This window comes from Fusibacter paucivorans, assembly GCF_018390735.1.
Lineage (GTDB): Bacteria > Bacillota > Clostridia > Peptostreptococcales > Acidaminobacteraceae > Fusibacter > Fusibacter paucivorans.
Genome location: NZ_JAHBCL010000005.1, coordinates 86057 through 106661, shown reverse-complemented (window position 1 = coordinate 106661; position 20605 = coordinate 86057). Strand labels below are relative to the sequence as shown.

Below are 20605 nucleotides of genomic sequence, written 5' to 3'. Positions count from 1 at the left end.
CATACTAAAAACCTGTTATTGAAATGTAATAAACATTTTGAAAGGGCATGGTATAATAAGGTTAGAAAAATTGACAAGGAGGGCCAAATGATTTTACGAAAGTCGAAAATCTTTTATAAACTCACGGCGATCTTTATGGCATTCATGATGCTCGGGAATATTAGCTTTGCTGCTGTCATGACGGATGTCACAGAATCGCATTGGGCAAACACAGTGGTACAAAACATGGTGGATGAAGACATCATGGCAATTTATGAAGACAACAGTTTTAAGCCAAATGAAACGGCTTCAAAGGCTGAAACGTTAATTGTTATATACAGGGCGGCAATTGCAGCCGGACTGCTGACAGCTTCTGAGGGTGCAATATTGGCAGATTCTTATGAAACACAGCTCGAAGCGCTGAATATGCCTAAGATGTTGGCGCCTTACGGAGGCGATGTTTATCCGGCGCTGGGCTATGCGCTTGAAAACGAAATCGTCGTGATGGATGAAGTCAAATACTTTGTCAGCGAAGGAGCATTTACAGGTGTCAGCAGGGTTGAAGCCTCTGTGTTCTTCGGGAAGGCACTGAACCTTTATAAAAATGAAAACCTCAATAAGATCATTTCACTATCTTATAAAGACGCATTTGAGATTTCACTCAGTGCATTAAAATATGTCAACTTGTTGATCGATTATAATATCGTCTCGGCGAAGGGAGACAGCAACGGCAATTTTAATCCGAAGACGATTTTAAACCGTGCCGTTCTCGCCGTCTTTGCAGATGGCTATTATGGTGCCATTACAACCGGTGTCTCAGAAATTCCAACGACGGCTCCTGAACAGCCTTCGACGACAGATAATGAAGTACCTGTAATTGGGGATCCTGACGCACCCGTAACCGGGGATGTGGAAACAGCTGAAACGCCGTCTGTTGAAACGGTTACAGGGACGATTACAGATATTTTCAGCGATCTTAAATACCTCGAAGTAAAATCGACTGCCGGCAAAGTTGCCACGTACAATGTCAAAAGTGTTCCTATATATGCCGATGCAGTGGCCATTAGTCTTGATCACTTAAAGACGGGGATTGCCGTGACGCTGACCATCGAAGACAGTGCTGTTACACGCGTTGATGTGCCGCTGTTCTTTGATAACGTCTCAGGGAGTTTTAACAGTATTTCAGGCTATCTTGGCACCGATAAGGATTTTAGGTCGCTAAAAATTGCGCTTGATTCCGGTGGGTTTGATTTTAAACGCGTCTATGCTGATACGCGGGTTATCGTCGATGGCGTCAGTGCCGATATTGACGATCTGAAAAATAATTACTATCTTACGATCTATTATCAGGACTATACGGCAATGAGCATTGTGGCTTACTCTGATGACTATGAATTCAAGGGAATGCTTACGGCAGATATTCCGCTGAAAGCGCCGACATCCTTAGAAGTCACTCTGGAAGACGGGACGCAATTCAAGGCGCCGATTGCAGACGGCGTAACGTTTACCAATGTGACAGGCAATCGCCTGTATGAAAATGATATTGTGAATGTAACGTTGGTATACGGTGTCGTGAAATCGATCACTTATGCTGGCGAAGTCAGAGACATTAAAGGTATTATCAAGGGCATTTATATTAAAGCGGAATCGGAAATTGCACTGGATACCGGTGCAAAAGAATATGAAATCGTCCCCGTCGATCCAAATCTCAATATCATTGCAGAAGATGGCGAAGAGGGGCTGAATATTTATGACTTGCGACTAGATCAAATTGCCAATGTGCATATTGGCTTTGACGGCATCGAAGTGATTCGCCTTGGCGATGTAGCGGATATTGAAGCGTTTAACGCGACTGTTACCAGTGTCATTACGACATCGAATATTATGATTGTCGTCGATGACAGCGGTATTTCTAAGACGATTGCGTTTGCGAAAAATTCAAATCTTGACATTACCGATTACATGGCGGGCGACAAGCTTTACATCAGTGGTCGAAAGATTACGGAAGGCTTGTTTGAGGCCGATCACATCACTTCTGTCACCCAATAAAATTCTATTAAAAAAAGTGTTGACTTCACTTAGTGAAGTGGATATACTATGTAAGTATTGTTAATTGAATCGGTATAGTGACACCCTTAAGGGTGGCTACTTGAGCCTTAGGAACAAGAGTGTTTAGTCATCCTTAAGGGGTGATTTCTCACTCTTTTTTTGTACAGTCAACTATACGATTATTTACTGTTATTCATTTTGATTTATATAAGATAGAATTGCGTTGGGCGAAAGGAGTTTAACATGAGCACGAAGTACATCTTTGTTACCGGCGGCGTGGTGTCTTCTCTGGGCAAGGGGATTACAGCAGCATCGCTGGGACAGCTATTAAAGGCGAGGGGCCTGAAGGTCACTATTCAAAAATTTGATCCGTACATTAATGTGGATCCGGGAACGATGAGTCCTTATCAGCACGGTGAGGTCTTTGTAACAGATGACGGCGCGGAAACCGATCTCGACTTGGGCCACTATGAACGTTTTATCGATATCAATCTCTCTAAAAACAGCAATGTCACCACCGGTAAAATTTACTGGTCTGTATTGACGAAAGAACGTCGCGGCGATTATCTGGGCGCAACCATTCAAGTCATTCCACACATTACCAATGAGATTAAAGAACGCTTAATGCGTTCAGCCAAAGAGACGAGTGCCGATGTTGTGATTACTGAAATCGGCGGTACCGTAGGCGATATCGAATCCCTCCCTTTTCTGGAAGCCATCCGACAAATGAAATACGATGTCGGTCAGGCAAATGTCATGTACATTCACCTAACGCTCTTGCCATATTTGCACAAAGCCGGTGAACTCAAAACCAAACCAACGCAGCACTCCGTTAAAGAACTGAGAGAAATCGGCATTCAGCCGGACTTAATTGTATGTCGAACCGAAAAAGAAATTTCTCAGGATATGAAAGAAAAAATTGCGCTCTTCTGTAGTGTCAGTGCCAAAAACGTCATTCAAAACCTCGATGCCGATACGCTTTACGAAGTGCCGTTAACCCTTGAAAAAGAAGGGCTGGCGGAAAAAGTATGTGAGTTTTTGAGCATTGAGTGCGATACGCCGGACTATTCAGAGTGGGAACGAATCGTCGAGATCGAAAAAAATCTCAAAAAACATGTTAAAATCGCCCTTGTCGGCAAATATGTTGAATTGAAAGATGCTTATTTATCCGTTGCAGAATCCCTTAAGCATGCAGGGCTTGCCAATGAGGTTGCCGTCGATATCGAGTGGGTACACTCAGAAGAAGTGACGGCAGAAACCGTTGAAGCGATGCTTGGCAGTGTTGACGGCATTCTCGTGCCAGGTGGTTTTGGCTACCGAGGTGTTGAAGGTAAAATTGAAGCGGTGCATTATGCACGTGTGAAAAAAATTCCTTTCTTCGGCATTTGTCTCGGCATGCAAATGTCCGTCATTGAATTTGCACGAAATGTCATTGGCTATAAAGAAGCACACAGTGCAGAACTCAACGGCTTAACGCCGGTGCCGGTAATTGATCTCATGCCGGAACAGCATGACATTGAAGATATGGGCGGGACCATGAGACTGGGCTTATACCCATGTAAAATCAAGCCGGGTTCGCTGGCACAGAAAGCTTATGGCGAAGACCTCATCTATGAACGCCATCGCCATCGTTATGAATTTAATAACACATATCGTGAGGAGATGATGGCAAACGGCATGATTTTAAGCGGTCTGTCACCGGATGAACGCCTTGTTGAAATTATTGAATTGGAAGATCATCCGTGGTTCCTTGCAGTTCAGTTCCATCCGGAATTTAAGTCGAGACCGACGCGTTCACATCCATTGTTCAGAGATTTTATTAAATCGGCAAAGACTTATCACGAAGCATAGTATCAAAGCATCGTATTAAAACATAATGCCAAAGCTTAACGCCAAATTTTATGCCAAAGCAACTGGTGAATGATCAATAACAGTGCCAACAAAAGCCTGACGTTTTTGTAGCATTTGAGATACGGATCAACAGATGCATGAGCATGTAAGTGTAAGGGACCATTGCAATTGATAACGGCAGGCATTTACAATAGCTGATGAATTTGACTGACTGCTGCCATGAAGCGGCGGCATCCATGGAGTGATTTATGATCAAAATAAGCGTCGTCGTACCGGCGTATAATGAAGAAGCAAATATTGCACCGCTTTGCCTGCGTCTGCATAAGACGCTCACCGACATTGATGAGGCTTATGAGATCATTTTTATTGATGACGGCAGTAAGGACGGTACTGTTTCAGAAGTATTGAAGTGCAGAGCGGCTGATGAACGCGTGAAGCTCATTTCCTTTGCTCGAAATTTCGGGCACGAAATGGCGAATACGGCTGGCTTTCGAAAGGCTTCCGGCGAAGCGGTTGTCATTATTGATGCGGATCTTCAAGATCCTCCGGAAGTGATACAGGAGATGTATGAAAAATACGTTGAAGGTTATGATGTCGTTTATGCACAGCGGCGTTCACGTAAAAAAGAATCGCCGATTAAAAAAGCAACGTCTAAACTTTTCTACCGCGTCTTGAAATCGCTGAGTGATACTGAGATTCCTCTCGATACAGGGGACTTTAGACTGCTCAGCCGGAGGGCGGTGACGGCACTCAATCAAATGGATGAGAAGAATCGGTTTTTTAGAGGCTTGACACATTGGATTGGCTTTAATGTTACACAGGTCTATTTTGACCGTGATGAGCGTCATGCGGGAGAGACAAAATACAGTTATTTAAAGCTCGTGCGCCTTGCACTGGATGCCATTGTGTCCTTTTCCTATAAACCGCTGAAGTTATTCAGCCTCTTTGGTTTTATTTCTGCAATCGTCGGTTTTGTGATGATGGTTTACTGGATTGTTAAAAAGCTGGCATTCGGTAATCCGACGGACGGATGGACATCAACGGTAACGATCTTTCTCTTCTTCTTTGGGCTTCTAATGATGCAATTGTCATTGATTGGTGAATACATTGCACGAATTTATGAAGAAGTGAGAGAGCGGCCGCTTTACATTATCGGCCGGGAAGAGGGCTTTAAACATGAATAGGATGCCAGTCGGCGAAGGTTTTCGCTATCTCGTTATCGGATTTGCAACAACGGCAATTAATATTGTTTCTTACAAAGCGCTTCTCATCATGGGAAGCGCTTATGGTATTGCGACGACGGCGGCATTTGTTTTATCGGTGCTCTTTGCCTATTGGGCGAACGCGCGGTATGTGTTTTTAAAGTCACTTTCAAAAGCGGCACTTATCAAATTTTTTGGGACGCGACTGGTTACTTTTTTTCTGGAAACTGCGGGGCTGGTTGGCTTAATAGAATTATTGTCTTTCGATGCTTTCTTTGCAAAGCTGATAGTCAATGTCGTTGTGATTACTTTAAACTATCTCATTAGCAAGTTTTGGATTTTCAAGGGGGATGTAAATGAAAGCATGGATCGCTGAAAACAGACGAACTTCGCTGGCTTTAGCCATTTTACTGGTATTCAGTACGCTGGTGCGCGTCTGGTTCATTACGCAGATACCGACGATACAACAGTTTGATTTTGAAACGTATTACCAGTTGGCAGTTAATGTGGCGACGGGACAGGGTTATACACTGGGTGGCTATCCGGTAGCATGGCAGGGAATGCTGTATTCAACGGCACTTGGCGTTGTCTTTAAATTACTTGGGACGACGGATGTCATGGTAGCCAAAATACTTAATATCGCAATGTCCGAAGCAACGATTCTCTTCGTTTTCATATTGATGCGCCGCTTGTATAATAAGCCGTTTGCCGTTTGGACGGCCGTTGGCTTAATGGCATTTATGCCGCAGCAGATTGCGTACTGCAATGTGGTCGGTACCGAAGTCGTAACGGCTTTTGTTTTAAGCTTTACCATGATGATGATGACAACTTCTTTAAAACCAACGGTTAAATATCCGATTTTGGGACTTTTATCAGCCGTTTTATCACTTTTAAAACCTTTTTACTTGGCCTATCCATTGGTGCTTGCCGTTTATGCATGGCTAACGGAAAAAGATTTAAAAGCTGCTATCGTGAAATTTGCGGTGGTTTTTTGTGTCATGTGGCTGGCAATTATGCCGTGGTCTATTCGAAACTATCAGAAATACCATCGCTTTATACCGATTTCATATAATTCGGGTTTTAACCTCTTTATTAACAATAATGCGCAAAATGTTCACGGCGGGTGGATGGATTATCATGAAATTGAAATGCCGGCGGCGCTTGCAGAGGCAATTGATGCTGAAGTTGATGCACACGGTGCCTCCGTAAAGACTTCGCCAAATTTAGAAGTCATGATGAAGCCCTATGCCAAGACGTGGATGGTGGAAAATCCTGTAGAATTCTTAAAACTAGGCGTTATCCGCACGCAGGCAACTTACTTTAGCGGTGCATGGGATATCAGTGCCTGGACGATGAACGCGCTGACCTATGATGAAACAGACTCAGCCATAGATGTGTATACTTATCAGCGAAACTTAAATCTGCTTAGAGCGGTATCCGATATATTACTGGCCTTTGTCAGCACGTTTGGCTGCCTCTTTGTCTTCATGAATAGTTGGCGCATCTTAAAAAGTCTCTTCAATCAGCATACGAAATTAAGACCGTCGATGCTGCTGCCCGTGATCAATCTCGCTTTTATTTCAGTCGTCTATTTTGTCTATGAGGGACAGCCAAGATATAATTTTATTACATTATTTATGCTGATTATTTGTTTTGCAATTGGTCTTGAATTCCTTTTGGCTCAGATGAAGAAATATAGTGAGGAAAGGGTTTAAAAAGCATTCGAATAAGCATATAATGGGTATGGAGCCGATTTGATGAAAATTGGCGCGATTTTTGTAACACAGGAGGCTAAGATGTCAGAGAAAGTAATGATTCGGTTAAGAATGTCCATGCATGACGCACACTATGGCGGCAATCTGGTTGATGGTGCGAAAATGCTTCACTTATTTGGCGATGTTGCAACGGAGCTGCTCATTCGAAATGATGGTGATGAGGGGTTGTTTGCAGCATATGATAACGTTGAGTTTTTAGCGCCGGTTTATGCAGGGGAATACATCGAAGCGGAAGGTGAAATTGTTTCCGTCGGGAATTCATCCAGAAAAATGGTTTTTGAAGCGAGAAAGGTAATCGTACCGAGACCTGACATTAATGATTCGGCCTGCGATGTACTTGAAACGCCAATTGTCGTTTGCCGTGCATCCGGGACATGCGTTGTGACAAAGGAGAAGCAGCGTAATCAATAACCATGGCAGTTGAAAGCAGCCGATTGACGAGAAGTTCAATCGTTAAATTAAAATACAAAGCGTTTTTATAGGCGGAAGCAACACCCGCGACAAGAGGTCTATTTAGGGTGTCTAAGCCTATAAACAATAAGGCTGGAAGGAGCGAAATCATGGAAAAGCTGATAATAACAGCGGCACTGACCGGTGCCGAAGTGACACGTGAGCAGCAGCCGAATTTACCGCTGACGCCGGTGGAAATCGCCGAGGAAGCTTTGGCCTGTTATCAGGCAGGCGCTTCAATTGTCCACGTGCACGCCCGAACAGCGCAGGGAGAACCAACGCAAGCAATTGAGATGTATCGTGAAATTGTTTCGGAAATTCAGGCGCGGTGTCCGGTGATTATTCAGCCAACCACTGGCGGCGCTGTCTGGCATACTTTTGAACAGCGAATGCAGCCGCTGCTGCTAAAGCCGGAAATGGCAACGTTGAGCTGCGGAACCTGTAATTTCGGTGATGATGTCTTTGTCAATACGGCGCCATTTATGAAAGAGCTGGCAGAAAAGATGCTTGATTTGGAAATCAAACCGGAGCTCGAAGTATTTGAGCGGGGCATGATTCAAAATGCTATTCGTTTACAGCGGCAGGGACTGTTGAAAACACCGCTTCATTTTGATATGGTGCTCGGGGTTCCCGGAGCCTGCCCTGGGACGCCGGAAGATCTTATGTACATGGTCGGGCAGCTGCCGAAGGATGCGACGTGGACAGTTGCCGGTATTGGTCGTGCGCAGCTGCCGCTGGCTGTTATGGGGATCATTCTCGGTGGTCACGTTCGCGTTGGTTTCGAAGATAATGTCTATCTGGAAAAAGGTGTGCTGGCAACATCCAATGCTGATTTCGTTAAACGCATTGTCCGTCTGGCGAAAGAATTGGGGCGCCCGGTGGCAACGCCTGAAGAGGCCCGTCAAATTTTACAGATTCGTGAGCGTTAAAGAAATGGCCAGTGATTAAGTAGCTCTATAAGATTAAGCGGTATTTTCTTCACGCAGCAGTTAGGATCTAATCGCATTTAAGTGTCGGCAGCACACGTAGAACAGCGTACGTGCAATTGCCGGCATTTTCTCTTTTTAGTAGGTTATCAGTCTGTCAAGTGAGCGCATCAAGTGGACTTTAGCATTCAAATGAGCCGTTCCAGCATAAATTTTCCCATCTGTTTGTAAAGATTGAAATTCACAAAATGTTAAATTTCGTTTATAATATAGGTTATTATCATTATTTGAAAGACAGTCGTAAAATATGAAGAAATGCCGTATAGGAATATCTTTGCAGATCTTGCGGCTAATAGGGTAATGCTGAGGAGGCAATTATGACCTTACAACAATTGCAGTATTTTCGCGTGCTCGCGAAGGTACAACATTATACCAAGGCTTCGGAACAGCTTTTCATTTCACAGCCTACCCTTAGTTATGCTATTTCGGAGCTCGAAAAAGAATTGCAGATGCCCTTGTTTATTAAAAAGGGGAAAAAGATCCAAATTAGCCGTTTTGGTGAAGCGTTCTTAACCTATGTTGAAGAATCGCTGGATAAACTGGATGAAGGCGTGAAACATGTACAGCACATGGTCGACCCACGAGAGGGCAGTATTTACCTTGGGTATATCTATAGTCTGAGTTCAAATCTTTTGCCAAGTATCATGCAGGATTTTTATAAAGATCCTGAAAACAAGGCAATTGATATTGCGCTCACACAGAATTTGAATAATTACATCATGAGTGATCTGGTAAACGGTAAAGTTGATTTGGCATTTTGCACACAGACGAAGGACGATTTTGCTTCTGTGCCGATTCTTCGGCAGGAGCTTTATTTAATCGTTCCAAAGACTCACCCGCTGGCAGGACGGAAAAGTATTCGCATCGAAGAGACAAAGGAAGAACCATATGTTCTGCTTAATGATCACAGCGGGCTAAGGGGCATGGTTGATAAAGTGTTTAAACAGAAAAAAATCAAACCGAATATCGTTATGGAAGTTGAAGAGTGCAGTGCGGCAATTACGTATGTTTCAATGGACTTTGGCATCTCGGTCATCCCGACGCTGCCGGCACTGGATCAGCGAAACGTTGCTGTTTTGCGAATTGAAAATCCGGAGTTCAATAGAACGATTTCAATGTATTGGATGGAAGATCGCTACATGGCACCTGCTGTCAAAAAAATGCGCGATTTTATCATTGAGCGTTACGCAGATCCCACATTGCTTAAGACAATGGCGTAGTATTGAAGAGCGCGCGATGCAGTGCGTCTTCAATTGCAAGCGTTAAAAAAGTGATTAATACGATTAATATTAAACGGAACTCCCGCTTAGAATGGCAGGAGTTCCGTTTTTTCATACTGCGATCCGTGCAGTGTACGGTCGATATCAAAATATTTCTGTGTACTGAAAATGTTTTTGCTCATCACATCGGACGCAATATCCGTGACGATCCACTTTCCATTTAAATAGACTTCAACCCAATAGTGCGAATAATCTTCGGATGTGCCGCGAACAACACGCGATTGAATATCAAGGGCTCTCAACAGCCCGGCATACAGCAGCGTGAGTTCAAAGTCGCTGCCGTCACGGTAGCCGAGCATTTGATGTGCAGTATAAATGATTTGGTTGGATGCATCTTCCGAATAGGCATAATTTTTTAAAACCCACAAATAGACGGCTTTTGCTTTGCCATATTCACTTGTTTGATCATAAGTAATAGAATTGGCAATGGTGTAGACGTCATTGTTGTCAAAATCAATGTAGTTTGATGGCAGCAAGTACTTGTTCTCATCATCTGAAGTGTTGATAATGCTAAAGCGCATAATTAAATCTTCGGGAGCGCTTTCATCGTCGTCTGTAATAACCTCTTCAATGTAATCGTCAAGCGAAAGGTCACTGGTCTTTGTCTGCTCGGGCATATCTGAGAGCTCATCGACATAAATGCTGATATCGTGTTTGCCGACGCCAAAGGGGAGCGGCACAGAAGCGCTGAAATGATCGGCCATCAGCGGGGCATAATAGGCAACTGTTTCATCAGCCTTTGTAATGACGATGTGATAACCCTTCAATCGGTTATCGTCGTTGTTTGCAACATCACCTTCAAAGTGGAATTGACCGTCGACCATCATATTAGAATAAATCGGTGCAGCCAGCACGGTTCGGTATTCGAAGAATTTATTGAGTTCAATATAGTGCTCTGCGTTTTCATCAATGGTAATCTTGCTGATCTGGAATGTATCCATGACGGCATTAAAAATGCCTTCACCCTCATAAAGACTGTTTTCAGCATCGTATAGACAGTCAAATGCATAGCCGATATTATTTTCAAAGAATATATAAAGAATGCCCTTATAGGCACGGCCGTCTATGGTTAAATCATAGTCGGTTTGCGAGCAGAGAAAACTATTGTAGACAGAGAGTTGAGTCTCGTCAAAATCAATGGCTTTGCCATAGGTATAACGCATGTTTTTTTCAAGAGCTGCCGCGAGAATGTTGCGGTTAAAGCTGGAATCCAACGGCAAGACTTGCGGGGTAATCGCGTAGGTCTCGAAATCGTTGGCAACGCCATAAGCATTGGTATTGCCTTCAAGTGATTCCCAGTATTCGGGAATAAAATAACTGATTCCCCAGTTGGTCGTCGTAATTTTTTTATATTGGCGGAATCCAATTTGTTTATACTGGTAGATGTTTTCCCGGAAATCAAGAGACAGCGTATGCGTCGTCTGATCGTAGTCATAGGTCATGCTGAAAGCCTCGGCGATGATCTTCATCGGTACAAACTGGATGTCGTTACGCATAAATGCAGGCGTTTTCATTTTCATGGCACGACCATTGACAGAAACGATATCGCTGTTCATCTTAAACTTGATGAACGTATTATCTCGGTAACCGACAAATTCGCCGGTATCTTCAAACCAATACGTTTGAATCCCCAAGATCGTATAAAGCTGCGTCGCGGGGACGAAAATATCATCGTTAAGCGCAATCGGTGCATCGTCAAAGTTGAGCGGTGCGCCGTCAAGCAGCACGCTGGCGTAAGTTGTGACGCCGTCTGGTACGGGAACAGCCCGTCTCACAGGGTAACGTGCGGCGAAGTTTGGAATTGTTATCCATATCAATAAGAGCATCCAGAAGATGCATCCAAATAGCTTTCGTTTCATTTGCCACCTAATCCGTTGAGTGTATTGCCATGCGATTGTGCATGTTTGTCTCATCTAAATATAACATAAAACCTGTATCTGGGGATAGCAGTTTAATAATTCTTTGCGTCTACAGCGGATTTGTGTTAGACTTAAGGCATCATCTGAAAACGTTGAAAAACGCTAAGGTGCACCTGTTTTGCACAAGAGGGTCTGATGGTGACGGCACCAGCGGTTTTATCAGATACTCTTAGAGACACTTCTATTGATTTCTATATCATAAAGGAACCAACACTCTTTAAGACATATGAATGTTCTTGAATCATTACCCGAAAATTAGGACAATTGGTAAAAAAAGATTTAACGGAATTGCCGCAGAGAATGACAGACGGCTTTATCGCCTTGCGTCTATCTGTGTACACGACATGGTAATGCAGGCCTGGTGTGGCATTTCGGCATGGATACATAATTTTAGTGAGATTGGAAAGGCTTGAAACCAGGTGTTAAGGCGGAAAGAATATGGCTGAAAAGTCAAAGTAGTGATAAAGCACGACTGATAAACATAGTGAGGATTAAGATGGATATACGCGTATTAAGGAAGAAAAAAGTTGCAGATTTACGTGAAATAGCAAAGGCAATGGGGTTTGCAAACGTTGAAAAAATTAAGAAAGATGACTTGATCGACATGATTGTCAATGGCAATGTCGAAGCAGAAAAAACGGCTGAAAAAAGCCGCTATTCAGAGCGAAATGATGCATCAGAAGATTATGATGAAGATTCATATGAAACGGCAAAGTATGAAGAAGACTATGGGGTTGCATCCTTTGACGACTATGAAGATGATGAGGAAGAAGATGAGGAAGATGAGGATACGGAAGGCGATGATACAACAGGCCATACAACCGATGGTGCCGCAGCGGATGAAACGCATCAGACCAAGTCGTCTGCCGGTCATAAAAGTACTTCTGAGCATGCGGCAAAATCCGCTAAACCTGAAAAAGATGGGCGTTTTGAAGTTGAAGGCGTCCTAGAAATCATTGAGCAGGGTTATGGCTTTTTAAGATTTGAAAACTTTCTGTCCAGTGAACAGGATGTGTATGTTTCGCCTTCTCAAATTCGTAAATTTTCCATGCGTACCGGTGATAAGATCAAGGGTGTGACGCGTATACCAAATCCTGGCGAACGCTTTAGGGCGCTCCTTTATGTTAGTCAGATCAACGGGTTTAAACCGCAATCAAACGTTCGAAGGGCAAAATTTGATGATTTGACGCCAATGTATCCGGTGTCCAGATTCAGACTTGAAGGTGAAAGCAAGGAAATGGCAATGCGCCTGATTGATCTGGTATCGCCAATTGGTAAAGGGCAGCGCGGTCTCATCGTCGCGCCGCCAAAGTCCGGTAAAACGATTTTGCTTCAAAAGATTGCCAAGAGCATTTGTGCCAATTATCCTGAGGTGGAGCTCATTGTCTTGCTGATTGACGAGCGGCCGGAAGAAGTGACGGATATGAAGCGTTCGATTAATGCCGATGTCGTCTACAGTACATTCGATGAATTGCCATCCCATCATATTAAAGTTGCGGAGATGGTATTGAGCCGTGCGAAAGCGCTGGTCGAACAGAAAAAGGATGTCGTGATTTTGCTCGACAGCATAACAAGGCTGGCACGTGCTTATAACCTCGTCATGCCTTCCAGTGGCAAAACGCTCTCGGGTGGTCTTGATCCCAATGCCCTTCACAAGCCAAAGCGCTTCTTTGGGGCGGCGCGAAACATAGAAGAAGGCGGCTCGCTCACGATTTTGGCAACGGCGCTTATCGAAACGGGTTCGCGCATGGATGATGTCATCTTTGAGGAATTTAAGGGAACCGGGAATATGGAACTTTTGCTGGATCGCAAACTGACGGAAAAACGCATTTTCCCATCTGTAGATATCAGGCGTTCAGGCACTCGGCGAGAAGAACTCCTCTTTGAGCAGGAGGAACTTGAAGCCATTTGGCGTATGAGACGGAGCCTTGATAAGTTCAATCCCCAAGAAATCACGGAGAAACTCATTGATACGATGCTGACGACACGAAATAATCGTGAGTTTATTCAGTGGGTCAATAAAGAATTTTAAATATTTTAATGGTTGAATCTTAAAAAGGCATATGATATAATGTAAAAGCTTGAATTTTGATTATCGTGTATTGATATAAATACAAATAAGAAAGAGGTGAAGAGAATGAAAGAAGGAATTCATCCAAAATATCATGAGACTACTGTCCATTGTGCTTGCGGCAATACTTTTGTGACGGGTTCTACAAAGGACGAGATTAGAATTGAAATCTGTTCAGAATGTCATCCATTCTTTACTGGTACGGCTAAACAAACAGAACGTGGCGGTAGAGCAGAAAAATTCAAAGAAAAATATGGTCTTAAATAGATTGTATCGACTAGGTTAGGATGATGTATTCCTAACCTATTTTATTTCACAGAAAATGGAGGCGCCTTTTGTAAACATTTGATGCCATTTCCTTAGTACAATAAATGTTTTGAGGGGTAGCCAAATTTTAGTATCCGATGTAAAATGATGACAGTTGGAGGGCAATATGTCAAAGCTTTATTTTAGATACGGCGCCATGAACTGCGGCAAATCGACGGCGCTGATGCAAGTGCGCCATAACTATGAAGAGCGTGGCATGCAGGCGATCGTCATTAAACCGTATACTGATACGAAAGGCGGCGGCAAGATTGTTTCGCGTCTTGGCATCGCCAAAGACGTCGATCTCTTGATAAAATCAGATGAGCACGTCACCGAATACATTGACCGCTGGCTCGAACAGCATGGCAGTATTCACTGCATTCTCGTGGATGAAGTGCAGTTTATGAAAGCTTATCAAATTGATGAACTCTTCGAAATTGCGGTGACGAAACAGATTCCCGTTATTTGCTATGGTCTGAGAACGGATTTTCAAATGCGTGGATTTGAAGGCTCTGAGCGACTTTTGCTCATCGCACACAGTATCGAAGAACTAAAAACGATTTGTCGGTGTGGCCGAAAAGCCATTTTAAACGGACGGAAAATTGACGGCGTGTTTGTGTTTGAAGGTGATCAAGTTGCCATTGATGGTGAGAATCACGTTGAATACGAATCGCTTTGTGCAAGTTGTTACTTTAAATATAAGGCAGGTGCGAAGGCGTAGGTGCGCTGGGGGCACAAGAGAGAAGGGTCTTATGCAAGCAGACAAACCGAAATATACCAGTATTGGCGGACAGGCACTCATCGAAGGCGTCATGATGCGCGGTAAAGATGATATTGCCATTGCCGTCCGTAAACCCGATGGTGAAATTGAAATTAAAATGGACAAAGTAGGCAAGCTTGAGAAAATGAAAATTGCCAAGATCCCATTTGTCAGAGGCATTGTAAGTCTCGTCAGTTCCATGATTACCGGCGTTAGCGCATTGACGTATTCAGCAGAATTCTACATTGAAGAAGAAGCGGCAGATGATAAAGACGAATTGGAAAGGCGCCTACAGAATATCTTTGGCGATCGTGCAGATGATGTTATCATGGGCTTTTCAATTGTGACGGCGTTTCTCTTTGCATTGATTTTATTTGGTGTGCTGCCGACCTTTGTCGTCGGTCTCTTTAGACGTTTTGTGCAGGAACCAATGATGCTTAGCGCCATAGAAGGTATTATGAAAATTGCTTTTTTCATTATTTATGTGGCTTCTATTTCAAAGATGAAAGATATTCAGCGTGTTTTTCAGTATCACGGCGCAGAACACAAAACCATTCACTGTTTTGAAAGTGGACAGCCGGTGACTGTTGAAAATGCGAGAAAGTTTACGACGCTGCACCCAAGGTGCGGGACGAGTTTTATCTTCTTTGTACTCATCATTAGTATTATCCTCTTTAGCTTTATCAGCTGGAACAGCATATTGGTGCGCATTGGCATTAAATTGCTCCTGCTGCCGCTCGTTGCAGGGATTTCTTATGAAGTGCTCAAACTGGCGGGACGTTCCAATAATGGTATTGTTAAGGCGATTAGCAAACCGGGATTGATGATGCAAAATCTGACGACTGCAGAGCCGGATGACTCACAGCTCGAAGTTGCTATTGCTGCTTTTAATGCCGTGTTGGCGACGATGGGTGACGAGGCGAAACCACAATGACACTCGGCACTTTGCTGAAACAAACTGAAGACAGTTTAAGCGCTGTTACAGAGACTTATGCTGTTGAAGCGAGATTGCTGCTGACGACATTACTGGGATTTTCGAAACTGGATCTCGTTCTTGAACGGAATACTGTGATTGAAACTTCTGAAGTATCGCGCGTCTTGGCTGCGATTAAACGGCGTGAGGCGCATGAACCGCTTCAGTATATTCTTGGCGAACAGGGGTTTATGGGATTAACCTTTAAAGTAAAGCCGGGTGTGCTCATTCCGCGCGACGATACCGAATCGCTGGTAGTCTATGCTTTAAAGCGTTTGGAATCGACTGTGAAACCTCATATTTTGGATGTGGGGACGGGAAGCGGTGCGATTGCCATCAGCCTTTTGAAGGGGATAGCAGATGCGAAAGCCGTAGCGGTTGACATTTCAACCCTAGCGCTTACTATAGCAGCCGAAAATGCGCAAAGACTTGGGGTTTTAGAGCGCTTGACGATACTCGAAAGCGATTTGTTTGAAGCGGTTGACGGCATGCAATTTGACTTGATTATATCCAACCCGCCGTATATTCCCATTTCGGATCGGAGAACGCTTCAAAGAGAAGTGTCGTGCTATGAACCTGAAACGGCACTCTTTGCCGGAGAAGACGGACTGGATTTTTATCGCCGCATGATCCCGGCAGCTGGAAGGTATTTAAAGTCTGATGGCCTATTGATGTTTGAAGCTGGGCACGATCAGGGTGAGCGCATTGCCGCAATGATGCGGGAAGCGGGCTATGAAGACGTTCATCTGGAATGTGATCTTCGCGGGGTTCCGAGGTTTATTATAGGAAAATGTCGTCATGGAGGTTATGATGTTTGATAAATTAGAATTCATAGAAGAAAAGTTTGAAGAACTTGGGCTCAAAATATCAGATCCCGAGGTCATCAATGACCAGAAACTCTGGCAAAAGCTGATGAAAGAGCATTCGGACATGGCGCCGATTGTTGAAAAATTTAAAGTCTACAAGGCTGTCAATACCGGCATTGCAGAAGCAAAGGCGCTGATCAGAGAAAGTGATGAGGAAGAGCTGCGGGAATTGGCAAAAATGGAGCTTGGCGATCTTGAAGAACAACTGGAAACGGTTTCACTGGAGCTGAAAATGCTGCTGCTGCCGAAGGATCCCAATGATGAACGCGATGTTATTTTAGAAGTGCGTGCCGGTGCAGGCGGCGATGAAGCCGGACTCTTTGCGGCGGAACTTATGCGCCTTTATATACGTTATGCCGAAAACAATCGCTGGAAGACTGAGGTGCTCAATACTTCAGAGACAGGTGTCGGTGGGATTAAGGAAGCTTCTGTCATGATTAAGGGCAAGGGTGCCTATTCTAGGCTTAAATATGAAAGCGGCACGCATCGTGTTCAGCGAATTCCGCAGACGGAATCAGGCGGTCGCATTCACACATCGACAGCAACGATTGCCGTTTTGCCGGAAGTAGATGACGTCGAAGTTGAGATCAAACAAAATGATCTTCGCGTTGATGTCTATCGGTCTTCAGGTAATGGTGGGCAGAGTGTTAATACAACGGACTCCGCCGTCAGAATTACCCACCTGCCGACAGGGCTCGTGGTGACTTGTCAGGATGGCAAATCGCAGCTCAGCAATAAAGAGCGCGCTTTACAAGTGTTGAAAGCGCGTCTTTACGAAATAGAGCAAAATAAACAAAATGAAGAAATTGCGGAGCAGCGCCGAAGCCAAGTCGGTACAGGTGATCGAAGCGCGAAAATCAGAACGTATAACTTTCCTCAGGGTCGGATTACCGACCATCGCGTGCCTGTGACGCTTTATAAGCTCGATGGCTATATGAATGGCGAAATTGATGAAATGATAGATCAAGTGACGACATTCTTCCAGGCTGAAATGTTAAAACAACTCGAAGAAAACGATCTGTAGATGATTGTATTAACGATTAAAGCGGCTGATAAACAGCCGTTTTTGTATGTCATTATGTATAAAAAGATATACATCCATATGGATTCCTTTGTCTGAAGCCTTGAAAGTTATTTTTTAGAAGCGTATACTTAAAAAATAGGGGTTACGTTGAAGGTGGGTTAGTATGGATTCGAAATATTTGTTTTTATTACAGCTCGGGATTGTGCTCATCAGTGCACACCTCGCCGGGCTTTTGAGTGAGCGTTTTAAGCAGCCGGCAGTTTTAGGCCAAATTATCATCGGGTTAATTCTCGGAGCTGGGTTTATGGAAAAGACGCCACTGATCAGTGAGTTTGCAGAAATTGGCGTAATCCTATTGATGTTTATTGCGGGGCTTGAAACCGATGTGAAGGAACTGGTGAAGTCCAGTCGTTCATCATCGCTGATTGCCCTTGGCGGCGTTGTGCTGCCGGCATTTTTTGTTTATTTTGGGATGCGTCTGATCTTACCGGGTCATGATTCGAATGTGGCACTCTTTTTAGCCGTCGTATCAACAGCGACTTCGGTGAGTATCTCTGTCCAGACACTGCGGGAAATTGCGCAGCTCCGGACGCGGCAAGGGATTATGATTCTCGGTGCGGCAATTATTGACGATATTGTTGGTATTATTCTCCTCACGCTGCTGGTGGGTGTCGTTAGACCAGGTGCTGCGGGGTCGATATTAATGACAGTTTTAAAAATCTTAGCCTTTTTCGTCGTTTTGTATGTGGTTGGCAAAATCATTGTCACTGTTCTTAGGAAGCTGGAACGCACGAACATTTCAGAGGATAAGCTCATTACATGGGCGATTTTTATCTGTCTCGTCCTGTCATTTACATCAGAAGAATTTGGTGTTGCCGCTATTACAGGTGCCTATTTTGCAGGTGTCATCTTTTCATTGACATCGCATAAACACAGAGTGTCTCATGAAGTTGGCAAGCTTTCAAACTTTATGTTTACGCCGGTTTTCTTTGTGAGCATCGGTATGGATATTGATCTCGGCGCAGCATTTTCAGCATTGGGCGTTGGTTCGATTCTTATCGTACTAGGCGTCCTTGGGAAAATTTTGGGCTGTGGTTTTGGCGCATATCTCACGGGATTTGACAGGCATCATGCCATTCAGATTGGCATTGGCATGATTCCGCGGGCAGAAGTTGCCATTATTGTTGCAAATCTTGGATTGCAGATGTCTATTTTGACAGATAAGGAAATGGCGGCAACCATCGTCATGGTTCTCGTGACCACGTTGATTACACCATCATTGCTTAAATGGAGTTTTAGTCGGGATGTTAAGCCGCAGGAGGCACATTCGTCCTAGCTTGGCAAGGTGGTGTGAAGGCTGCTGGATGATCAAGGGGGGCAGGTACGCTGTACTTGTTTGATACAAATGACCGATATCGGATATGAATGGATTGAGGACAGCACCCGTTGCGGTGCTGTTTTTTAGCGTAAAGTAATAGACAGGTTACATTGGGAGATAAATAGTTATGAAAGAAACAATCATTTTTGATGTTAGAAAATTAACAGGTGATGCCTTGGCATGGCCGGCATTAAAGGGTGCCGCGAAACTACTTAAGGCTAACGGTACAGTTGCATTCCCGACGGAAACAGTGTATGGTTTAGGCGCTAATGCACTCGATGAAACAGCAATTGAAAGTATTTATACCGCAAAGGGACGTCCTTCCGACAATCCGTTAATCGTGCATATTTCGAGACGTGACATGCTCAATGATCTCGTTGCGTCAGTGCCGGAGACTGCGGCTCGCTTGATGGATGCCTTTTGGCCGGGACCGATGACGCTGATCTTTAAAAAGCGGTCAGTTGTGCCGGATAAAGTAACAGGCGGACTTGATACTGTGGCGATACGCATGCCGTCGCATATCGTTGCACGTGCGCTTATCGACTTGTCAAATCTTCCAATTGCAGCACCATCTGCCAACTTGTCGGGCAAGCCGAGCCCCACGACAGCTGAACACGTCATTCACGATCTCATGGGAAGGGTTGACGGCATTGTTTTAGGCGATGATGCGATGGTGGGGCTTGAGTCCACTGTCATTGATATGACGGGGGATATACCAGTGATTTTGAGGCCGGGTGCGATTACGGAAATGATGGTAGCCGAAATTGCAGGGGATTGTGAAACGGATGCCGCTTTAAAAGCTTTAAAGGGAGAAAAGTCAGTGCCGAAAGCGCCGGGCATGAAATATCGACACTATGCGCCCAATGCTGAGGTTACTGTTTTTACAGGGGATACTGTTGGGATTATCAAAGCATTTGAGGCGGCGATTGATGAGGCGGCAGCTGGGGATTATAAAATTGCAATCTTGCTTTTTTCGGAGGATTTAGCCGTTTTGAATCGGCTTATGGCGGATAATACTTGCGGGCTTGATCATGCTGTTTTATTTGATCAGGGCAGCGCCAAAGACCCTGCTGTTTTTGCCAGTAGACTCTTTCGAGATTTAAGGGCTTCTGATGATTTCGGCTGCAAGCGCGTGCTGGTGCACGGCATAGCAGAAGAGGGCATTGGCAGCGCAATTATGAATCGCCTTTTGAAAGCTGCGGAGGGTTCGGTAATAAGAATTTAATTTGATTTTTAAGGCTTAAAAATTTATAATATTAAGGAATAAATTTGGAGGTGGCTTATGAAAATTGCAATGGGCTCCGATCACGGCGGCTTCAATCTCAGACACAAGGTAAAGGCACATTTGGAGGCAAAGGGTTATGAGGTTGTCGACTTTGGCGTTGACGAACCCGTCTCATGCGATTATCCCGACTACGCCTTAAAGGTGGCGCTTGCCATCACAGAGGGGACGTGTGATTTAGGTGTACTCGTCTGCGGTACGGGGTTGGGCATATCCATTGCCGCCAATAAAGTCAAGGGCATTATTGCCGCACCGGTCAGCGATACATTTAGTGCTGAAATGGCGAGGAGACATAATAACGCGAACATACTGGCATTGGGAGAGAGAGTTGTCGGCGAAGGCCTGGCGCTCAAAATCGTCGATGCTTTTTTTGAGGCGTCTTTTGAAGGCGGCCGACATGAATCGCGTGTCAATAAAATTGTAGCAATTGAAAAAAAATATTTATAAGGAGATT

The 20605-nt window shown here is 44.3% G+C and carries 18 protein-coding genes; 17 read left to right on the top strand and 1 reads right to left on the bottom strand.

The window, feature by feature from the left end; genetic code table 11:
• Positions 1 to 87: 87 nt before the first annotated feature.
• The 8 genes from KHM83_RS04015 to KHM83_RS03980 all read left to right on the top strand — a co-directional run bounded on the left by KHM83_RS04015 (position 88) and on the right by KHM83_RS03980 (position 9512).
• Positions 88 to 2028, top strand: coding sequence for an S-layer homology domain-containing protein (locus KHM83_RS04015; protein WP_213235624.1), 1941 nt, complete (start codon positions 88 to 90; stop codon positions 2026 to 2028).
• A 243-nt stretch (positions 2029 to 2271) separates the two neighbouring features.
• Complete coding sequence (locus KHM83_RS04010) at positions 2272 to 3879, top strand: CTP synthase (protein ID WP_213235623.1); 1608 nt, start codon at positions 2272 to 2274, stop codon at positions 3877 to 3879.
• Between the two features lie 248 nt (positions 3880 to 4127).
• Positions 4128 to 5063 carry a glycosyltransferase family 2 protein gene (locus KHM83_RS04005; RefSeq protein ID WP_213235622.1) on the top strand — a complete coding sequence of 312 codons (936 nt, stop codon included), beginning with the start codon at positions 4128 to 4130 and terminating at the stop codon, positions 5061 to 5063.
• Entirely contained in the window at positions 5056 to 5457 is a 402-nt protein-coding gene (locus tag KHM83_RS04000) for a GtrA family protein (RefSeq protein ID WP_213235621.1), read from the top strand. The genes KHM83_RS04005 and KHM83_RS04000 overlap by 8 nt, the downstream gene beginning before the upstream one ends.
• On the top strand, positions 5438 to 6796 hold the full coding sequence (locus tag KHM83_RS03995; RefSeq protein ID WP_213235620.1) for a glycosyltransferase family 39 protein: 1359 nt from the start codon (positions 5438 to 5440) through the stop codon (positions 6794 to 6796). Before KHM83_RS04000 ends, KHM83_RS03995 begins: the two co-directional genes overlap by 20 nt.
• Before the next feature lie 81 nt (positions 6797 to 6877).
• Entirely contained in the window at positions 6878 to 7267 is a 390-nt protein-coding gene (gene kal / locus KHM83_RS03990; RefSeq protein ID WP_213235619.1) for a 3-aminobutyryl-CoA ammonia lyase, read from the top strand.
• A gap of 149 nt (positions 7268 to 7416) precedes the next feature.
• Positions 7417 to 8235, top strand: a complete 819-nt coding sequence (gene kce / locus KHM83_RS03985; protein WP_213235618.1) for a 3-keto-5-aminohexanoate cleavage enzyme — start codon at positions 7417 to 7419, stop codon at positions 8233 to 8235.
• 374 nt (positions 8236 to 8609) lie between these two features.
• Complete coding sequence (locus KHM83_RS03980; protein ID WP_213235617.1) at positions 8610 to 9512, top strand: LysR family transcriptional regulator; 903 nt, start codon at positions 8610 to 8612, stop codon at positions 9510 to 9512.
• 86 nt (positions 9513 to 9598) lie between these two features.
• Here the strand turns inward: KHM83_RS03980 and KHM83_RS03975 are convergent, their stop codons facing one another.
• Positions 9599 to 11431: a stalk domain-containing protein gene (locus KHM83_RS03975; protein WP_213235616.1), complete on the bottom strand. Its 1833-nt coding sequence runs from the start codon at positions 11429 to 11431 to the stop codon at positions 9599 to 9601.
• Between the two features lie 556 nt (positions 11432 to 11987).
• Here KHM83_RS03975 and rho point away from each other — a divergent pair.
• The 9 genes from rho to rpiB all read left to right on the top strand — a co-directional run bounded on the left by rho (position 11988) and on the right by rpiB (position 20598).
• A complete protein-coding gene (gene rho, locus KHM83_RS03970; protein WP_213235615.1) occupies positions 11988 to 13523 on the top strand; it encodes a transcription termination factor Rho in 1536 nt (511 codons plus the stop codon).
• Positions 13524 to 13628: 105 nt separating this feature from the next.
• The gene (rpmE, locus tag KHM83_RS03965; RefSeq protein ID WP_213235614.1) at positions 13629 to 13829 is read left to right on the top strand and encodes a 50S ribosomal protein L31; all 201 of its coding nucleotides are present in this window, start codon (positions 13629 to 13631) and stop codon (positions 13827 to 13829) included.
• 166 nt (positions 13830 to 13995) lie between these two features.
• Entirely contained in the window at positions 13996 to 14589 is a 594-nt protein-coding gene (locus KHM83_RS03960) for a thymidine kinase (protein ID WP_213235613.1), read from the top strand.
• A 31-nt stretch (positions 14590 to 14620) separates the two neighbouring features.
• The gene (locus KHM83_RS03955; protein WP_213235612.1) at positions 14621 to 15562 is read left to right on the top strand and encodes a DUF1385 domain-containing protein; all 942 of its coding nucleotides are present in this window, start codon (positions 14621 to 14623) and stop codon (positions 15560 to 15562) included.
• Positions 15559 to 16419, top strand: coding sequence for a peptide chain release factor N(5)-glutamine methyltransferase (gene prmC / locus KHM83_RS03950; protein WP_213235611.1), 861 nt, complete (start codon positions 15559 to 15561; stop codon positions 16417 to 16419). Before KHM83_RS03955 ends, prmC begins: the two co-directional genes overlap by 4 nt.
• Complete coding sequence (gene prfA, locus KHM83_RS03945) at positions 16412 to 17491, top strand: peptide chain release factor 1 (RefSeq protein WP_213235610.1); 1080 nt, start codon at positions 16412 to 16414, stop codon at positions 17489 to 17491. Before prmC ends, prfA begins: the two co-directional genes overlap by 8 nt.
• Before the next feature lie 163 nt (positions 17492 to 17654).
• On the top strand, positions 17655 to 18827 hold the full coding sequence (locus tag KHM83_RS03940) for a cation:proton antiporter (RefSeq protein ID WP_213235609.1): 1173 nt from the start codon (positions 17655 to 17657) through the stop codon (positions 18825 to 18827).
• 169 nt (positions 18828 to 18996) lie between these two features.
• Entirely contained in the window at positions 18997 to 20094 is a 1098-nt protein-coding gene (locus KHM83_RS03935) for an L-threonylcarbamoyladenylate synthase (RefSeq protein ID WP_213235608.1), read from the top strand.
• A gap of 57 nt (positions 20095 to 20151) precedes the next feature.
• On the top strand, positions 20152 to 20598 hold the full coding sequence (gene rpiB, locus KHM83_RS03930; RefSeq protein ID WP_213235607.1) for a ribose 5-phosphate isomerase B: 447 nt from the start codon (positions 20152 to 20154) through the stop codon (positions 20596 to 20598).
• Positions 20599 to 20605 lie beyond the last annotated feature (7 nt).